The organism is Amycolatopsis sp. NPDC005003, assembly GCF_053600695.1.
The window spans coordinates 13,072-29,397 of the sequence record NZ_JBSGAI010000006.1 but is presented as its reverse complement, the minus strand read 5'-3'; the positions used below and the strand labels follow the sequence as shown (position 1 = coordinate 29,397).

14 protein-coding genes are annotated in these 16,326 nt (G+C 73.7%); 3 read left to right on the top strand and 11 right to left on the bottom strand.

Features of this window, described 5'->3' with window-relative positions; genetic code table 11:
- Nucleotides 1-85 precede the first annotated feature (85 nt).
- Nucleotides 86-2,005, top strand: a complete 1,920-nt coding sequence (locus ACWED2_RS09025; protein ID WP_449689897.1) for a BTAD domain-containing putative transcriptional regulator — start codon at nucleotides 86-88, stop codon at nucleotides 2,003-2,005.
- A 185-nt stretch (nucleotides 2,006-2,190) separates the two neighbouring features.
- Here ACWED2_RS09025 and ACWED2_RS09020 read toward each other — a convergent pair whose 3' ends face one another.
- From ACWED2_RS09020 to ACWED2_RS09000, 5 genes are all read right to left on the bottom strand, one after another.
- Nucleotides 2,191-3,708 (bottom strand): GMC oxidoreductase, encoded by a 1,518-nt coding sequence (locus tag ACWED2_RS09020; RefSeq protein ID WP_449689896.1) that lies wholly within the window; start codon nucleotides 3,706-3,708, stop codon nucleotides 2,191-2,193.
- A gap of 1 nt (nucleotide 3,709) precedes the next feature.
- On the bottom strand, nucleotides 3,710-4,591 hold the full coding sequence (rfbA, locus tag ACWED2_RS09015; RefSeq protein ID WP_449689895.1) for a glucose-1-phosphate thymidylyltransferase RfbA: 882 nt from the start codon (nucleotides 4,589-4,591) through the stop codon (nucleotides 3,710-3,712).
- Between the two features lie 67 nt (nucleotides 4,592-4,658).
- Nucleotides 4,659-6,350, bottom strand: coding sequence for a non-ribosomal peptide synthetase (locus ACWED2_RS09010; protein ID WP_449689894.1), 1,692 nt, complete (start codon nucleotides 6,348-6,350; stop codon nucleotides 4,659-4,661).
- Nucleotides 6,335-7,066 carry a thioesterase II family protein gene (locus ACWED2_RS09005; protein ID WP_449689893.1) on the bottom strand — a complete coding sequence of 244 codons (732 nt, stop codon included), beginning with the start codon at nucleotides 7,064-7,066 and terminating at the stop codon, nucleotides 6,335-6,337. Before ACWED2_RS09005 ends, ACWED2_RS09010 begins: the two co-directional genes overlap by 16 nt.
- 50 nt (nucleotides 7,067-7,116) lie before the next feature.
- Nucleotides 7,117-8,583 carry a condensation domain-containing protein gene (locus ACWED2_RS09000; RefSeq protein ID WP_449689892.1) on the bottom strand — a complete coding sequence of 489 codons (1,467 nt, stop codon included), beginning with the start codon at nucleotides 8,581-8,583 and terminating at the stop codon, nucleotides 7,117-7,119.
- 218 nt (nucleotides 8,584-8,801) lie between these two features.
- Between ACWED2_RS09000 and ACWED2_RS08995 the strand changes: the two genes are divergently transcribed.
- Complete coding sequence (locus ACWED2_RS08995; protein ID WP_449689891.1) at nucleotides 8,802-9,245, top strand: enediyne antibiotic chromoprotein; 444 nt, start codon at nucleotides 8,802-8,804, stop codon at nucleotides 9,243-9,245.
- A 77-nt stretch (nucleotides 9,246-9,322) separates the two neighbouring features.
- Here the strand turns inward: ACWED2_RS08995 and ACWED2_RS08990 are convergent, their stop codons facing one another.
- Nucleotides 9,323-10,492 carry a nucleotide disphospho-sugar-binding domain-containing protein gene (locus tag ACWED2_RS08990; RefSeq protein ID WP_449689890.1) on the bottom strand — a complete coding sequence of 390 codons (1,170 nt, stop codon included), beginning with the start codon at nucleotides 10,490-10,492 and terminating at the stop codon, nucleotides 9,323-9,325.
- A 173-nt stretch (nucleotides 10,493-10,665) separates the two neighbouring features.
- Between ACWED2_RS08990 and ACWED2_RS08985 the strand changes: the two genes are divergently transcribed.
- The gene (locus ACWED2_RS08985) at nucleotides 10,666-10,881 is read left to right on the top strand and encodes a hypothetical protein (RefSeq protein ID WP_449689889.1); all 216 of its coding nucleotides are present in this window, start codon (nucleotides 10,666-10,668) and stop codon (nucleotides 10,879-10,881) included.
- A 29-nt stretch (nucleotides 10,882-10,910) separates the two neighbouring features.
- Here ACWED2_RS08985 and ACWED2_RS08980 read toward each other — a convergent pair whose 3' ends face one another.
- The 5 genes from ACWED2_RS08980 to ACWED2_RS08960 form a co-directional block, all read right to left on the bottom strand.
- Nucleotides 10,911-11,963, bottom strand: coding sequence for a hypothetical protein (locus tag ACWED2_RS08980; protein ID WP_449689888.1), 1,053 nt, complete (start codon nucleotides 11,961-11,963; stop codon nucleotides 10,911-10,913).
- Nucleotides 11,963-12,943, bottom strand: a complete 981-nt coding sequence (locus ACWED2_RS08975) for a methyltransferase (protein ID WP_449689887.1) — start codon at nucleotides 12,941-12,943, stop codon at nucleotides 11,963-11,965. Before ACWED2_RS08975 ends, ACWED2_RS08980 begins: the two co-directional genes overlap by 1 nt.
- 45 nt (nucleotides 12,944-12,988) lie before the next feature.
- Nucleotides 12,989-14,410, bottom strand: a complete 1,422-nt coding sequence (locus ACWED2_RS08970; protein WP_449689886.1) for an NDP-hexose 2,3-dehydratase family protein — start codon at nucleotides 14,408-14,410, stop codon at nucleotides 12,989-12,991.
- Nucleotides 14,411-14,508: 98 nt separating this feature from the next.
- A complete protein-coding gene (locus ACWED2_RS08965) occupies nucleotides 14,509-15,150 on the bottom strand; it encodes a response regulator (RefSeq protein WP_449689885.1) in 642 nt (213 codons plus the stop codon).
- Nucleotides 15,147-16,325, bottom strand: a complete 1,179-nt coding sequence (locus ACWED2_RS08960; RefSeq protein ID WP_449689884.1) for a sensor histidine kinase — start codon at nucleotides 16,323-16,325, stop codon at nucleotides 15,147-15,149. Before ACWED2_RS08960 ends, ACWED2_RS08965 begins: the two co-directional genes overlap by 4 nt.
- Nucleotide 16,326: the final 1 nt, after the last annotated feature.

Sequence of the window (16,326 nt, the reverse complement as noted above, 5' to 3'; positions counted from 1 at the left end):
CCGACCCGGCCAGAGTGGCCGCCGTCGATCAGCAACCGATCAGCACGAGGGGCGCGGCCGGCGCGCGGACGGCGATGATGGGGCCATGCGAATCGACGTGCTGGGCGCCGTGCGGGCACTGCGCGACGACGGGAGCCCGGTGGACCTGGGCGGGCCGCGCCACCGCGAAGTGCTCGCCCGGCTCGTCGCGGCCGAGGGGCGGCTGGTCACCACCGACACGCTCGTCGGCGACCTGTGGACCGAGCCGCCCGCCCGGGCCGTGGGCGCGCTGCGCACGTTCGTCGCCGCCCTGCGCCGAGCGCTCGAGCCCGGCCGGCCGCCGCGCACCCCGCCCCGGGTGATCGTGACCGAAGGGCCCGGCTACGCGCTGCGCCTGCCGCGCGAGGACGTGGACGTGCACCGGTTCGAGGACGTCCTGGACCGGACCCGGCGGGCTCCCGGCGCCGTGACCGACCTCAGCGCGGCACTGGCGGCTTGGCGGGGAACCGCTTACGCCGACGTGCCGGACTCCGCGTGGGCCCAGCGCGAGCGCACCCGGCTTGAGGAGTTGAGGCTGACGGCCGTGGAGCTGCGTGCCCGCGTCCTCCTCGACTCGGGTGCGGGCGGCGACCTCGTCGCCGAGCTCGGCGCCCACGTCACCGAACACCCGTGGCGCGAGCCCGCTTGGGGGCTGCTCGCCCGCGCCCTGCACCAGGCCGGACGGCAGGCCGACGCGCTGGCGACCCTCCGCCGTGCTCGCGCGATGCTCGTCGACCAGCTCGGGCTGGACCCCGGCGCCGACCTCCAGCGGCTGGAGACCGAACTGCTGACCGGCACCGGGACCGCGTGGCCCGCCTCCGGTGCCCGGTTCGGCCCGCGCACGACGGTGGAGCTGGCCCGCACCCTCGCACTGGCGGGCGGCGACGCCCTCGTCCACTCGCGGCGCGACCGGCTGGCCGCGATCCAGGCCGCCGAGCGCACCGGCGACCTCGTGCTGACGGCCCGGATCATCGGTGCCTACGACGTGCCCGCGATCTGGAGCCGGGCCGACGACCTCGGGCAGTCGCGCGCCGTCGTGGCGGCCGCCGAGCGCACGCTCACCGCGCTCGGTCCCGGCAGTCCGCCCGACCTGAGAGCGCGCCTCCTGGCGACTGTCGCCGTCGAGAGCCGCAGCGGCGACCTCACCGCCGCGGAGCGGGACCGCGTGCGGCGAGCCGCGGACGAGGCCGAAGCACTGGCCCGTGACGTCGGCGATCCCGCGCTGCTGGTGTTCGCGCTCAACGGGGTCTTCCTGCAGTCCTTTTCCCGCCCGGGGCTGGCAGCCGTCCGCGGCCGGACGGGTGCCGAAATCCTCGACGTGGCGACGCGGCACGACCTGCCGGCCTTCGCCGTGCTCGGCCGGCTCGTCCGACTGCAGTCCGCCTCGGCCACCGGCGACCTCGACACCGCGGAGGCGCACGCGGCCGCCGCCGAACAGCTCGCCGCCACCGCCGAGTCGCCCTTGGTCGCCGTCCTCGTCGCGTGGTTCCGGGCCCGGGCGACGGCCGCCCGCAGCGCGGAACCCGGCGGCCCGTCCCCCGCCACGGCCGCCGCGCAGTACCGCGCCGCCGAAGAAGCCCTGCGGACGGCGGGCATGCCGGGCTTGCACCGCGGCCTGTTCCCGTTGGCACTGCTGGGGTTGCGCCTCCTGCACGGCCGGGCCGCGCCGACCGACCCCCGCCTCGACTGGGGTCCGTACCGCCCGTGGACCCAGCCCCATGTGTCGCTCGCCCAAGGCAAGCGGGAAGAGGCCCGCGCCGCCCTCGCGGCCGCGCCCGAACCACCGCGCGACCACCTGCAGGAGGCGATGTGGTGCCTGACCGCCCACGCCGCGGCCGGTCTCGGCGAGCGCGGGATCGCGGCCACCGCCGCGGAAAGCCTGCGCGACGCCGCGGGTGAACACGCCGGCGCGGCGAGCGGGATGCTGACCTTGGGACCGGTGGCGCGGTACCTGGCCGAAGCGGCCGCCTGCGCCGGAACGAGGTGAGCACCGGGGTCCGGCCGGTGGGCTGCCGCGCATTCCGGCGGCGTCGTGCAGCTTCGTCAGCTGGACGAACCGGCCGTCCTCGACCTGGTGGAGCCACTCCCCGGCGGGGCCGGCGGGCAGCCGCGCCCGGCGGATGCGCTTGCGGTGACGAACTCGCCGCCGGCGTCCACGTCCGCGGGATCGCGTCAGCGGCTCGGATCGCCGCCGAGTTCGGCCGCGATCCGCGTTGCCGCCCGCCAGGCCAGTGCGACCGTGGTGAGTGTGGGGTTCGACGCGGTCGCGGTCGGGATGACGCCGTTGCCGCCGACGTACAGGTTCCGCACACCCCACACCTTCAGGTCGGGGTCGCAGACCGAGCGCCCGTCGTCGGTCGCTCCCATGCGGACGGTGCCCTGGTAGTGCAGTGACGCGCCGCCGGCCGCCAGGGCGGGCTCTTCGGCGAGGGTGCCGACCAGCGCCGCGCTCCGGTGGGAGAGGCCGCGCATGGCCTCGATCGTTTCGAGGTCGCGGGCGGTGTGCGAGTAACGGATGGACATGCGCGGCATGCCGTAGTGATCGGTCTCGGTTTCGCTGAACTCGACGGCGTCGCCGCGCTGCAGGTCCTTGGCGCCGTACCAGCTGACGACGCCGAGGCGGTCGTCGATGCGCCCGCCGGCGCCGAACCCGTACGGCGAGTTCACGATCGACATCACGCCGCCTTGGAGGGGCCGGGCGTCGGAGAAGGGGATCAGGACGTAGCCGATGCCCTCGATGCCGGACGCCTCGCCGCCGGCGAAAGCGTCGTCGAGGTGGACGAAGGACACCATCTGCAGGTGGTCGTTGAGGTAGCGGCCCAGCGCGGGCGGGCGCACGTTCGAGGCGAACAGGACCTGCGGGGTGCGCAGACCGTCGGCGCAGACGACGACGTGCCGGGCCCGGACCACCGACACCTCGCCCGTACGCCGGTCCTCGAGCTCGGCCCCGGTGGCGGCGCCGTCCTCGACGACGACCCGGCGCACCAGCGTCTCGGCGCGCAGCTCGAAGCCGGGTGCGGTCTCCTCGAGGTCGCCGAGGATCGCGCCGGTGCCCGAGAAGCGCAGCTCGGCGCCGTCCCACCGGGCGGCGATCGGCATGAAGCCCACCGGCGGCAGGCCCGGCCCCTCGAACTCCTCGGCCATCCTCTTGCGCAGCGCACCGGCGACGCCGTGGTCGCTGCCGAAAACCGTCACGCCGAGCAGGGCTTCCGCGTGGTCGAGCGCGGCGTCGAGTTCTCCGGCCGCGATGCAGGGGACGCGCTCGGACTGCCGCGGGCGCGGGCATCCCCCGGCCCAGTGGACCCCCATCCCGCCGACACCGCTCGCCATGCTGGCGGCCGGCAGCCCCACCTCACCGTCGGCGAGCACGGGCCGGGGGTCCACGAAGAACAGGCCGGGCAGCACCACCTGCCGGAACTCCATCGACGGGTCGGCGCCCTCGGCGATGTCGGCCAGCGCCGTCGCTCGCTCGATCCCGGCGTCCGGGCCCTGGGTGAGCAGCTCCGCGGCCCGCCGGTCGGCACGCGGCAGGTTGTGGGTGTGCTCGCCGCGCCGTCCCGGCAGCCGGGGACCGGCCTCGGCCATCAGGATCCGGGCGCCCGGCACCGCGTCGCCGATCGTCCGTGCGTAGGTCGCGCCCGCCGGGCCACTGCCCACGATGAGGACGTCGACGTCAGGAGTGGCCGTCATCTCAGGAGGCCGCGGACATCGATTCGGCCACGCTCATCACGTATTCGCCGTAACTCGACTTCGCGAGCTTCTCCCCCAGCGCGTGGCAGTGGGCGGCGTCGATGTAGCCCATGCGCAGGGCGATCTCCTCGACGCAGGCGACGCGGACACCCGTGCGGTCCTCGATCACGCGCACGAACTGACCGGCCTCCAGCAGCGAGTCGTGGGTGCCGGTGTCCAACCAGGCGAAGCCCCGCCCGAGGTCGACCATCCGCGCGCGGTGCTGCTGCAGGTACCGGCGGTTGACGTCGGTGATCTCCAGCTCACCGCGCGCGGACGGCTTCAGCGAGGCGGCGATGTCGAGCACGTCGTTGTCGTAGAAGTACAGTCCGGTGACCGCCCGGTCCGACCGGGGCCGGGCCGGTTTCTCCTCCAGGGAAAGCAGGTTTCCGGCCGCGTCGACTTCGGCCACGCCGTAGCGGTGCGCGTCCTTCACCCGGTAGCCGAACAGGACGCATCCGTCCAAATCGGACTTGGCCTGCTCGAGCACGCCGGAGAAGCCCGGGCCGTGGAACAGGTTGTCGCCCAGGATCAGCGCGACCGGGGAATCGCCGACGAAGCGGCGGCCGATGACGAACGCCTCGGCGAGGCCGTTCGGCTGGTACTGGAGCGCGTACTCGATCTGCAGCCCGAACTGCTCCCCGGCCCCGAGCAGCCGGCGGAAGCTGGGGAGGTCCTCGGGCGTCGAAATCAGCAGGATTTCGGTGATGCCCGCGAGCATCAGCACCGAGAGCGGATAGTAGATCATCGGTTTGTCGTACACGGGAAGCAGCTGTTTCGACGTCGCCTGGGTGATCGGGTGCAGTCTCGAGCCGGTCCCGCCGGCGAGGATGATGCCTTTCACGGTCTCTCCAAACCTGGTGCACGGATCCACGGCGGGCACACTGTGCCAGCGGCTCGTGGAAGATGGCTCAAACCCCGTCCGAGCGGCTCGTGGACACGGCGCTGACCGAAGCCGTCAGCGCGCCGAGCGTCTGGTGCCGCAGCACCGCCGTGGGGGTGAGCGGGATCCCCGCGCCGGCGGCCAGCTCCGCGACCCGGACCGCCAGCAACGACGTGCCGCCGAGGTCGAAGAAGTTGTCCTCCTCGGCGACTTCGTCCAGCTCCAGCAGGAACCGCCAGATCCCCGCCAGCCGGTCGCCCCGCGTCCCCTCGAACGCCGGCGCCGCGAGGGCCCGGCGGTCGAGTTTGCCGCGGCGGTTGACGGGCAGCGCGGTGGCGGTGCGGATCACGGCGGGCACGCAGTACGGGGGCAACGCGCCGGCGAGGTACCCGCGGAGCTCGGCCGCCGTCGGTGGTGGGCCGTCCGGGACAAGGACGACGGTCGCGACGAGACGGAGATCGCCGGCCGGGTCGGTCTCGGCGGTGACGACGGCCTGGGCCACGGCCGGGTGCCCGGCCAGCGCGATCTCGACCTCGGCGGGCTCGACCCGGTACCCGCGGATCTTGACCTGGTCGTCGAGCCGCCCGGCGAACACGAAATCGCCCGACGGCAGCCGCCGTCCGGCGTCACCGGTGCGGTAACCTCCGTCGGTGAAGCGCTCGGCGGTCAGGCCGGGACGGCCGAGGTACCCGCGGGCGATCCCGGTGCCGCCCAGCCAGATCTCCCCGGTGGCGCCGTCCGGGACCGGGGCGCCATCGGCGTCGAGCAGCCGGATCTCGGTGCCGTCGATGGGCCGGCCGATCGGCACCGGCGTGTCCGGCCAGCACCGCGCCCGGGCCGCGTCGATGGCGAACACGCAGCGGCCGACCACGCCCTCGGTCGGGCCGTAGTGGTTGTACAGCAGGGCATCCGGCGCGACCCCGGCCCAGGACCGCAGGAGATCGGGCGGGAGGGCTTCACCGCCGATGACGTAGGCGGCACTGCGCAACCGCCGTCCGGCCGCCTCGGGCAGCAGGAGGCGCAGGTGCGTCGGCGTGAGCCGGACGAAGCCGTGCGGACGCTCCATCGCGGACAGCAGCTCGTCGAACCCGGCGTCTTCCGGCAGCAGGGTGATCGACTCACCGCGCACGAGCGGGACGAACAGGCTGGTGAAGGAGAAGTCGAACGACAGCGGCGAATGCAGGACGCTCCCGGCCGCCGCGCGGGGAAGCGTGCGCGCGGCCCAGCCGACGTAGTTGGTGAGCCCGGCGTGCTCGACCTCGACGCCCTTCGGTTTCCCGGTCGAGCCCGAGGTGTACAGGACATACGCCAGATCGCGCGGATCGGGAAGAGGAGGCCGCCGCCCGGCGGGGGCCGCCGCCTCGAGCGGCAGCACCGGCACCCCGGCCACCGGCGGGTGGTGGCCGGCGGCCGCCAGCACGGCGACGGCGCCGGAGTCTTCGATCTGGTGCGCGATCCGGGCCTCGGGCAGGGTGACGTCGATCGGGACGAAGGCGCCGCCGGCCCGCAGCACGGCCAGTATCCCGAGCACCGCTTCGATGCCGCGGGGTGCGCACACCGCAACGCACCGGCCCGGGACCGCCTCGAGCGCCGCGGCGAGCGCATCGACCCTGGCCACGAGTTCGCCGTAGCTCACCCGGGTGCCCCGGCAGTCCAGCGCGAGCGCGCCGGGCGCCTCCTCCGCGCGGTCCGCGATCTGCTCGATCACCGTCGCGGGCACGGGAGCTCCTCGGCCACCAGACCGGCCAGCTCGGCCCAGGCCCCGCTCGGGAAGAGCTGCCCCGCGCGGACGCCGGCCAGCCGCAGCGGCCGGGTCGTCTCGCGCTGCCAGTCCGTCCACCGCGCCGGCGTGGCCGCCAGGTCCTCCTCGGTGGCCACGACGGTGACCGGCACCGGCAACGGCGGCTCGCTCTCGTACACATAGGACCGGCTGAGCGCGAGGTCGGCGAGCACCGGCGGCGCGAGCACGGCGAGCAGCTCCGGATCGCCCAGGATCCGCGGATCGGTGACGCCGTTGCCGGCGAGCTCCGTGCGGAGGTCGCCGATCGGGCGGGGGTCGGTCAGCCGCCCCGGCGCTTCGCAGGAGGCGACCACCAGCCGTCCGGGCAGTTCCCGGCCGCGCCGCCGCAGCTCGCGGACGAGCTCGAAGGCGAGCAGGCCGCCCGAGCAGTGTCCGAACAGGACCGTCGGCAGCTCGGGCCGGGTGGGCAGGTCGTCCGCGAGGCCCGAAACCGCCGCGGCCAGATCGGCGTGCGGAGGCTCGTCGAGCCGGCTTTCGCGGCCCGGCCAGCGCACGGCGAGCAGTTCGGTGTCCGAAGGCACCAGGTTCCGCCACTCGCGGAACGGCCCGGCCCCGCCACCCGCCCACGGCAGGCAGACCAGCCGGGCCCGCGGCTGCGCCGGCCGCGTCCAGTGCGCGATGCTCGAACCGGGCATGTGCACCTCTCTCCTGTCGGTTCCGGAACGGGACGGCCGCCGCCGTCGGCTCAGCGCGCGGCCGCGCCGGCACCGAGGTCGCGCAGCTGCAGCCGGCTCGTCCACGCCGTGGCGAGCCGCCGGGCCTCGCCGTCGCTCAGCACGTCCGTGCGGTACCGCAGCTGGGCGTGGGCCGCGGGCTCCGGCCACACCTCCAGCGCGACGTCGTGCCACGTCTTCGCCGTGGTCAGCCGTTCCCGGCCCGTGCACCGCACGCCGGGGAGGTCGAGCGTCGCCACCGCGTAGACGTGGTACTCGAAAGTGGCCTGCAGCAACGGAGAACGAGCCACACCGGCCGGCGGCTGGTAAAAGGCGCTGATCGGCATCGGCGGGGACGCGAGGGCGGCCCGCAGCCGCTCCGCCGCGGTCTCGGCCAGTTCGCCGGCCGGCGCGGCGGCGTCCGGGAACCGCACGGCCGCCGCCCAGGGGAAACAGCCGATGACGTTCTCGACCTCGGGCACCGAGCGCCCGGCCACCGGCACGTTGACCAGCACGTCACGAGCGCCGGTGACGTCGTGCAGCGCGCCGGCGTACGCGGCCAGCAGTTCCGCGGCCGTGGCACTCCGCCCGCCGGGAAGGGGCGCCGGGACGGTGACCCCCGGACCGACCTCGTCGCGGGCGCCGCCGAACGGCAAGGCCGTGGCGCCGGCGAGCTGCTCCCGCCAGTAGTGCCGGGCCCCGCGGAGTTCGGCGGCCTGACGGCTTTCCTGGACGGCGATGGCGCGGTAGTACGAAGTCGGCTGCCGCTCGGCGGGCGGCTTTCCGGCGGCCAGCGCGGTGTAGGCGGTGGCGAGGTCCCGCAGCAGGATCTGCTCCGACCAGCCGTCGTAGGCGGTGTGGTGCACCGAGATCGCGAGCACGAAGCGGCGGTCGCCGAGCTCGGTGAGCCGGGCCCGGATCGGGATCTCGTGCGCCAGGTCGAAATCGCGGAGCAGGAACCGGCGGGCGTCCGCGGCCGTGCCGGTTCCGACGCCGCACACCGGGCCCACCGAGCCGGGCGGGTCCACCACCGGCCGCGGGCCGGCGAGGATGCGCGTGCGCAGCGCGTCGTGCCAGGACGTGACGACATCGAGGGCGCCGGCCAGCGCAGCGGTGTCGAGCTCGCCCTCCAGCCAGTACAGCCGGCGCAGCAGGTGGGCGTCGTCGCGCGGGTCGTCCAACGCGACCCGGTAGGCCATCAGCTGGCTCAGCGGCAGCCCGTAGTCCCACCGGCCTTCGGTGGCACCGGCCGGTTCCCGCACGGGCAGGGCGTCGACGACCGCCGCGATCGCCGACGGCGTCTGCGCGCGCAGCACCCGGACCGGGGCGAGGTCGACGTCGTGACGCTCGGAAAGCCGGTTGGCCAGCTTGATCGCGACGAGCGAGGTCGCGCCGAGGTCGAACAGGTTGTCCCCGGGGGCGACCGGTTCGCCGAGCAACGACGACGCCACCTCGAGCACGGACGGGAGTGCCGGCTGCTTCGTGTGGTCCTGCCCCACGGATCTCCCCCTGTCAACCAGTGGCGGTGTACGTCGCGAGCACGTTAAGCGGGAACGTTGGAGTCCTGGTCGACCGCGGGTGGGTCGACCGTGCGACCGCGGGCGTCATCCGGTCGAAGGACCCGGGAAGTCGATCGTTGGCACCTCGCGAGATCCGCGCGCACCCGGACAGAATCGAACTCGTCCGCAACGCCGAACCATCCGGAGGGAACCCCTTCATGTCTGCGCGCACCTCGATCGGCACGAAAGCGGTGGTGGCCGCCGGTTTCGCGCTGGCCCTCGCCTTCTCCGGAGCCGCCACGGCCTCGGCCGCCGCGCCGGCGCTGACCGCGAGCCCGAGCAGCGACCTCACCGACGGCCAGGTCGTGGCCGTGTCCGGAACCGGCTACGCCGCCGGCTCGACGATCGTCCTGCTGGAGTGCGACGCCGCCCAGCCGGCCGGCCGGGCGTGCGACAAGGCGGCACTGGTGGCGACCGTCGCCGGCGCCGACGGCTCGCTGGCCGCGCAGCTGACCGTGCACAAGACGTTCCAGGCGGTCGACCTCAGCACCGGCGCGGCCGGGGCCACCGTGGACTGCGCGACCGCGCACTGCGTGCTCGCTTCCGCCGACACCAGCAACACCGGCAGCGAGGGCGCCGGCGTCTCGATCACGTTCGGCTGACCCACCCGAGAGCCCGGTGCCGGTCACGCGCTGCCCTCCCCCAGCAAGCCGTGACCGGCACCTTCCCGGGGAATGGTTCAGACCATAGCTGAGGTCAGGGAGGTCAGGTGGGCAGCCATCTCGTTGGGCGTCGGCAGCTGCCGCATCGCGTCGCGCACGCTCGCGGTCGCCGCCGAGAAGGCCGGGTCGCCGAGCATCCGGCCGGCCTTCTCGAGCAGGACCTCGTCCGTCGCGTCCGAGGGCAGCACGAACTCGCCACAGCCGTTCTCCGCCAGGAGTTCGGCGTTGAGCGCGGTGTCGGTCATCTGGGGCACCAGCAGCTGCGGGGTGCCGGACGCCAGCGCGGTCATCACCGTGCCGAGCCCGGCGTGCGAGATCACCAGGTCGCACCGCGGCAGCAGGGCGTTGAACGGGATCCCGGACACCACCCGGACGTTGGCGGGCAGCTCGCCGATCAGGTCGGCGTCCGCGGGGGTCACCGCGGCGACGACCTCGACGTCGAGCCCGGCCACCGCGCGGACCACCTGGCCGGTCACCACCATCCTGCGGTCGAACCGGCCCGACGACGTGCCCCAGGAGACGCAGACGCGCTTGCGCGGGTTCGGCTCGTGGAGCCAGTCCGGCAGCACGCCGGGGCCGTTGTACGGCACGTACTGCATCGGGAGGCGGGAACCCGGCGACGCGATCTGCAGTTGCGGCGGGCAGGGGTCGACGCTGACGGCGGCGAGCGACGGGACCTCGTCGAGCCCCCAGTGCGCCCGCACCTCGGCGAGCGCTTCGGCTTCGTACTCGCGGAACAGCCCGGCGTAGTCGATGCCCCAGGTGTGCCGGATCGCGGGCACGCCCAGCAGGTCGGCCACCATCGGGCCCGCGTACGTCCAGGCTTCGTACAGCACCACGTCCGGGCGCCAGCGCCGGGCGAAGTCCAGCAGGCCGTCCATCATCGTCCAGCAGGCGGCCACGCCGAGCCGGCAGTTCAGGGTGCCGTGGCGGCGCATTTCCCGCCAGTGCGGCGGGTTCACGCCCTCGGCGTCGGCGAGCCGGCGCAGGAAGCCGCCCATCATCGCGCCGGCGTCGACGCTCTCGCCCACCGCGGCGGCGGGCAGGCCCGAGCGCCGCACGGTACCGGCGAGTCCCGGCTGGGTGGCGACGACGACCTCGTGGCCCTGCGCCCGCAGCGACCAGGCCAGTGGCACCAGCGGAAAGTAGAGGGTGTTCCAGTTCCACGTCGTGATCAGCACGCGCACAGACGTTCATCCTCCGCTCCGGCCGCCGACAGTGTTCCGAGCGTCGGGGTGGCCACTCGAACCGGCGTCCAGTACCGGTGGCGCGCGGTTGCCGTCCCGTTCGGACCCGGGGCAGGATGATCCCCACCCGGACGTCCGGCAGATCCGAGGAATTCCCGAAGAAGGAGTGCACCATGAGCAATCCCCGGCGCGAGGGCACCAAACCCGCCAAGCGCTTTCCGGCGGCCGCCGTCCTCGGCTCCGCGCTGCCCCTCGCCCTGGTCTGGGTGATCCTCTACGTGACCGGAGCGGTCGACTCGGGCGCGCTGATCGCCATCGCGGCCGCGATCGTCGTGCTGGTGCTGTTCATCTGGGTGTCCGCGAGCATCCGCCTGCGCCGGGGCCGCTGACGGAGAACGCGCCGCCGGGCCGGAACCGGTCACAGGCAAGCAAAAGCCGCAAGGTCGACTTCCGGCACCGGCGGCGCGTTCTTCGTCACGAACCGCTTCAGGTAGGCCCAGCCCTCGGTGCCACCCGAGCCCAAGCTGTCGGGCAGGTACTTGCGGGCGAAGCCGTAGTGCCGGCCGCGCCAGACGAGCAGGGCGCGCTCGGCCGCCGCGCACAGCTCGTCCAGCTCGGGACGGCCCAGCCCGGCCACCACCCGGCGCAGCGGCTGCACCTCCACGTGCGGTTCGCCGCGCAGGCACGACAAGTGCGGGAAGCGCGCGAAGATCTCCTCGCGACGCGGATCGTGGCCGTGCACCACCAGTTCCATCAGGTGGTAGTTCATCGACTGCACGGCGCTGGCGTCGCCCGTCTCGGCGCGGAACGACAGGAACCGCTCCGGCGTGAGCGTCGTCAGCACCTCGAAGATGCCGTTGAGCAGGTCGGCGAACAGGCCGAGCTGACGCAGCCGGAACGCCGACCCGGCCGGCAGGGCGAGCCGCCGGACCAGGAAGAACACCAGCTCACAGGCCTGCACGGACCGCAGGAACACGTGCTCCTCGTGCTTGTCGGACTGCGTGAAGCCCGAACAGCCCAGCAGCAGGAACGCCCGCGTTTCGTCCACCGGCAGCTCCCCCACCCGGCTGCGCGGGGTCGCGGGCAGGTCGGCGATCCTCGCGCTCAGCCCGGTCAGCAGTTCGACGCGCTCGGCGAGGTAGGGCAGCTCCGGCAGCGCCCGGCGCTCGAGGTCGAGCAGGTCGGCCACCGTGAGCCGCAGCGCCAGGGCCGCGGCCGCCACCGGGTCGGGCGCGTCCGCCAGGAACCACTCGTGGACGTGCAGGCTGGTGTAGCGGTAGTACTCCGGGATCGGCCGCGGGCTGAACGGCCGGGTCAGCAACCGCAACGGCAGGTTCGCTTCGGTGGGTTCGGCGGCGGCTTCCTCGTGCCACCGCCCGAAAAGTTCCCGTTCGGCGGTGGTGAGCGCGAACCGGCCGGCTCGTCGCTGGGCCGCGACGATGTCCGCGCAGACCCCGGTGAAGGCGGCCATCACGCCCGGCCCAGCACGAGGTGCTTGTCGCGGGTACCGCGCCGGACCTCGCAGCCGTGGAAGCCGGCCGCGGTCAGCAGCTCGACGTATTCCGCGGCGCTGCGGTGCCGGCCTTCGGTTTCGACGTGCATGGAGAGGTTCATCGCCGCGGTGGCGAGCGGGCCGGCGCCGTCGTCGTCGAACAGCCGCTCCATGATCAGCACCAGCCCGCCGGGACGGCACGCGCGGCGGGCGGCGGCCAGCAGCTCGGCGCACGTCCCGTCGGCCCAGTCGGACAGGATGTAGCCGAAGGCGATCCGGTCGCCCTCGGGCAGCCGGTCGCGGAAGAAGTCACCGGGCGTGAACCCGAGCCGTCCGGCGAGGCCGAAGCGCTCGCGCGTGCGGGCGACGGCGGGGCCGACCGCCGGCAGGTCGAACACCGTGGCGGTCAGCGACGGCGCGGCCCGCAGCGCGGCCACCGCGAACGGGCCACTCGCCCCGCCGACGTCGACCAGGTGCGTCGCGGTGTCCAGTTCGGACAGTGCGGCCAGCTCCGCCGAAACGCCGTGGCTGAGGTCCCACATGGCCTGCAGGAACCGCTCGGTCGCGGCCTCGTCGTGGTAGAGCACGTCGAACGGCCGGGTGCCGGCCGGCTTGCCCCGTTCGAGGAAGCCCGCCACCTCGCCCATCCGCCCGGCCGTGCTCTCGGCCAGGTGGGTGACGAACCCGCCCAGGTAGTCCTCGGCGCCGGAGTCGACGAACGGCCGGAGGTCGGCGGGCACCACCCAGCCGTCCGCTCCCGGCTCGAGCAGGCCCGCTCCGCCGAGCACCACGAGGATCCGGTGCAGGGTCTCCGGGTCGAGCCCCAGCTTTTCGGCCACCACAGTGGACGGTGCGGGCGCGGGCAGCAGGGCGTCGAACACGCCGTGGGCGCAGGCCAGCTGCAGCGCGTGCGTGACGTACAGCCCGTAGACAGCACGTTCGAGCCGTTCGGGGAACACGGGTTCGACCTCCTGGTCGGCAGGATCGGCAGGGTCGGGGCGGGATCAGCAGAGGGCGCGCATGCAGGACAGCAGGCTGCGCGCTTCGACGTTCAGGTAGCCGCTGTGCGGGATGAGCGCCGACAGCTGGGCGAGGCTGGCCCAGCGGAAGCCCGGCGGGGTCGCGGCGAACCGGACGTCGTCGGCGACCTCCACGATCCGGTACCGGTTCTCGGCCCGGTGGAACCGGCCGCCTTCCTCCGAGAGGACGACGTCGTACTTGACGTCCTTCCCCCGCGCCGTGCGCGCGTGGTCGAGGAACGCGGGACGCCGCTCCGGCGCCAGGTGCAGGTAGTTGTCCGGCATGCACTGCACGGTCGGGCCCAGTTCGACGACGTCGGGCGTGCCCGCCTCGACCCTGGCCTGCAGCAGCACTTCCAGGTACCCGCGGGCCCGGCTCGCCAGGAAGGCGACCAGACCCGTGCCGCACGGCGCGATGAGCGGCTGGGTCCAGCTGCGGACCTCGCGGCCGGTGGCCGTGACCGACATCGCGACGACCTCGAAGTAGCGGCCCTCCTCGTGGGCGATCACCCGCTCGTCCCGGTGCCAGCGGCCGACCGACCGCAGCGGCGTGAGTTTCGCGGTGAGCTCGCAGTCGCCTTTGACGTGGTTGAGCCAGTTCTGCAGGCCGGCGGGTTCGGGGTCCTGCCGGAACGACGCGACGACCGCCGGGCCCAGCTCGCCCGCGCGCCGCTCGGGCGGCCGGGCGGTGGCGTTCATCGGGAGGCAGGCCAGCACCGTGCGGCTGTCCATGTTGACCATGTTGTCCTGCCGCAGCAGCTCGTGGACCTGGCCGAGGGTGAACCACCGGAAGCCCTCGTGCAGCGGCACGTCCTCGGTGGTCTCGACGATGATGTTGCGGTTGCGCTTGCGGAAGAACCGGCCACCCTGCTCCGAGTGCAGCACGTCGACGAGCACGGTGCCGCGGCCGGGTTCGGTGAAGTGCTCGAGGTACTTGGTCGCCGCGCCGCCGTGGAGGCGCAGGAAGTTGCTGCGGGTGGCCTGGACGGTCGGGGAAAGCTGGATCACGTTGACGTTGCCCGGCTCCATCTTCGCCTGCATCAGCAGGCAGAGCACCCCGTCGATCTCCTTGACCAGGATGCCGAGCACCCCGACCTCGGGCTGGTGGATGATCGGCTGCGTCCACGACGGCACGACGCCGGCCGGGTCGTGCACGTCGAGACCGCGGATCGTGAAGAAGCCGCCGGACCGGTGGCCGAGGTCGCCGGTGTCCGGATCGAACGACCAGCCGTCCAGCTCGGCGAACGGGATCGCCTCGGTCGTGAAGCTGCCGCGCGCGGTCCGTTCGGCCAGCCAGGCGGTGACTTCACCGTGCCCGCCGAGCGTCGGCGTGCTCAGCGTGGCCGCCGATTCGAGGAACCGGTCCAGCATGTCCCGCTGAACGAGAGTGGAGGGAGAAGTCACCACCGGTGCACCTTCCTTCGGAAGAAGTTCAGGTGCCCACCCTCGCCGGGGGAACTCGAATCACCCTCGAAGACAGGGCGTGGCGACAGTCCTCAGTGTACTCAGCCGGGGAAGATGCCCCGTTCCATCGCGACCGTGACCGCCGCCGTGCGGTCGCCGACCTCGAGCTTGGCGAACATCCGCACCAGGTGCGTCTTCACGGTCGTCTCGCTGATGTGCAGCTCCCGGCCGATGTCGGCGTTCGTCAGCCCCCGGGCCACCAGCCGCAGCACCTGGGCTTCGCGCGGGGTGAGCAGTTCCGGCTCGGCCGGCGCCGGCGCGGGACTGCGCAGGTGGTTCACCAGTTTCGCGACGATCGCCGGGGACAGCACGGTTTCCCCGCCCGCCGCGGCGCGGACCGCCGCCGCCAGCTCCTCGGGGGTCGCGTCCTTGAGGAGGTACCCCGAAGCGCCCGCCTCGACGGCGTGCACGATGTTCTGGTCGGTGTCGTAGGTGGTCAGGATCAGCACGCGGCAGCCCGGCACCTCGGCCACGATCCGCGCGGTCGCCGCGACCCCGTCGAGTTCCGGCATCCGCAGGTCCATCAGCACGACGTCGGGCCGGAGTCCGGCGGCCACGGCGACGGCCTCGGCCCCGTCGGCCGCCTCGCCGACGATTTCGAAGTCCGCCTCCATCGCGAGCAGCCCGACCAGGCCCGCGCGCACCACCGGGTGGTCGTCGGCGAGCACGATCCGGATGCTCAACAGCTCACCTCGATCTTGATCGTCGTGCCCGAACCGGGCGTGCTGGACACCGTCATCATGCCGGAGACCTGCTCGACCCGCGCGCGCATCCCGGCCAGGCCGAAGCCCGAAGCGCCGCCGGTCACGAAGCCGCGGCCGTTGTCGGCGACCTCCAGCTGCACCGACCGGGCGTGGTAGCGCACCCGGACGCGCACGCGGGTGGCGTGGGCGTGCTTGCGCACGTTGGCCAGCGCCTCCTGCACCGCGCGCAGCAGCACCACCTGGACGTCGGTCGACGGCACCCGCGGCTCGCCGAGCACTTCCGCGGTCGCTTCGATCCCCAGCTCCTGCCCCAGCCGGGCGACGACCTTGCCGATCGCCACGTCCAGCGGCGACCCGCTCAGCCCGGCGGGCCCGGACGCGCTGATCACGGCGCGCACTTCGGCCAGGTTCTCCGTCGCCGTCTTCTGCGCCAGCGCGAGCCGTTCGTGCGCCCGCTCCGGGTCGCCGGGGATGGCCGCGTCGGCCGCGCGGATCAGCATCAGCAGGCTGGTCAGCCCCTGCCCGACCGTGTCGTGGATCTCCTGGGCGAGCCGGTAGCGTTCGGACTGGACGCCCGCCTCGTGGTAGGACTCGGTCAGTTCGCCGCGGACGTTCTCCAGCTCGGCGATCAGCTCCCCCCGCCGCCGGTTCTCGGTGAGCAGCTGGGTCACGAAGAAGCCGACGAGCAGCGCGAACAACCACACGGTCGCGGTCTGCACGGCGACGTCGGACACCGCGGCCGGCGTCCAGCCGCGCCGGCTCAGGATCAGCACATCACTCGCCAGGGTGACAGCGAGGCAGGCCCACACCGCGATCCGGATGGGCTGCAGCAAGGCGAACGCCGCGGGCAGGAGGACGTACAGGGCGATCGACATCAGCCCGTCGACGGCCACCATCCCCAGCGTCCCGGCGAAGGCCAGCGCCAGGAACAGCCAGCCGTACCCGGCCGGCGCCGTGCCGCCCAGCGCGGGCGCGCCCACCACGGCGTAGGCGACGCCGATGAGCGCGATCACGGCGTAGACGAACCAGGGGTCGCGCTCGAACGCGGCGAGCACGACGAGCACGACCCCCATCAGCGCGAAGGACGCGTGCCACCCCAGCAGGATCCGCAGCAGCCAGCCCTGGCCGCTGGCGTCCTTCTCCGCGGAGGTCACC

Coding starts and splice junctions, on each gene's coding strand:
- ACWED2_RS09025 (WP_449689897.1), top strand. CDS start 86: ATGCGAATCGACGTGCTGGGCGCCGTGCGGGCACTGCGCGACGACGGG.
- ACWED2_RS09020 (WP_449689896.1), bottom strand. CDS start 3,708: ATGACGGCCACTCCTGACGTCGACGTCCTCATCGTGGGCAGTGGCCCG.
- ACWED2_RS09005 (WP_449689893.1), bottom strand. CDS start 7,066: ATGCCCGGTTCGAGCATCGCGCACTGGACGCGGCCGGCGCAGCCGCGG.
- ACWED2_RS08995 (WP_449689891.1), top strand. CDS start 8,802: ATGTCTGCGCGCACCTCGATCGGCACGAAAGCGGTGGTGGCCGCCGGT.
- ACWED2_RS08985 (WP_449689889.1), top strand. CDS start 10,666: ATGAGCAATCCCCGGCGCGAGGGCACCAAACCCGCCAAGCGCTTTCCG.
- ACWED2_RS08980 (WP_449689888.1), bottom strand. CDS start 11,963: ATGGCCGCCTTCACCGGGGTCTGCGCGGACATCGTCGCGGCCCAGCGA.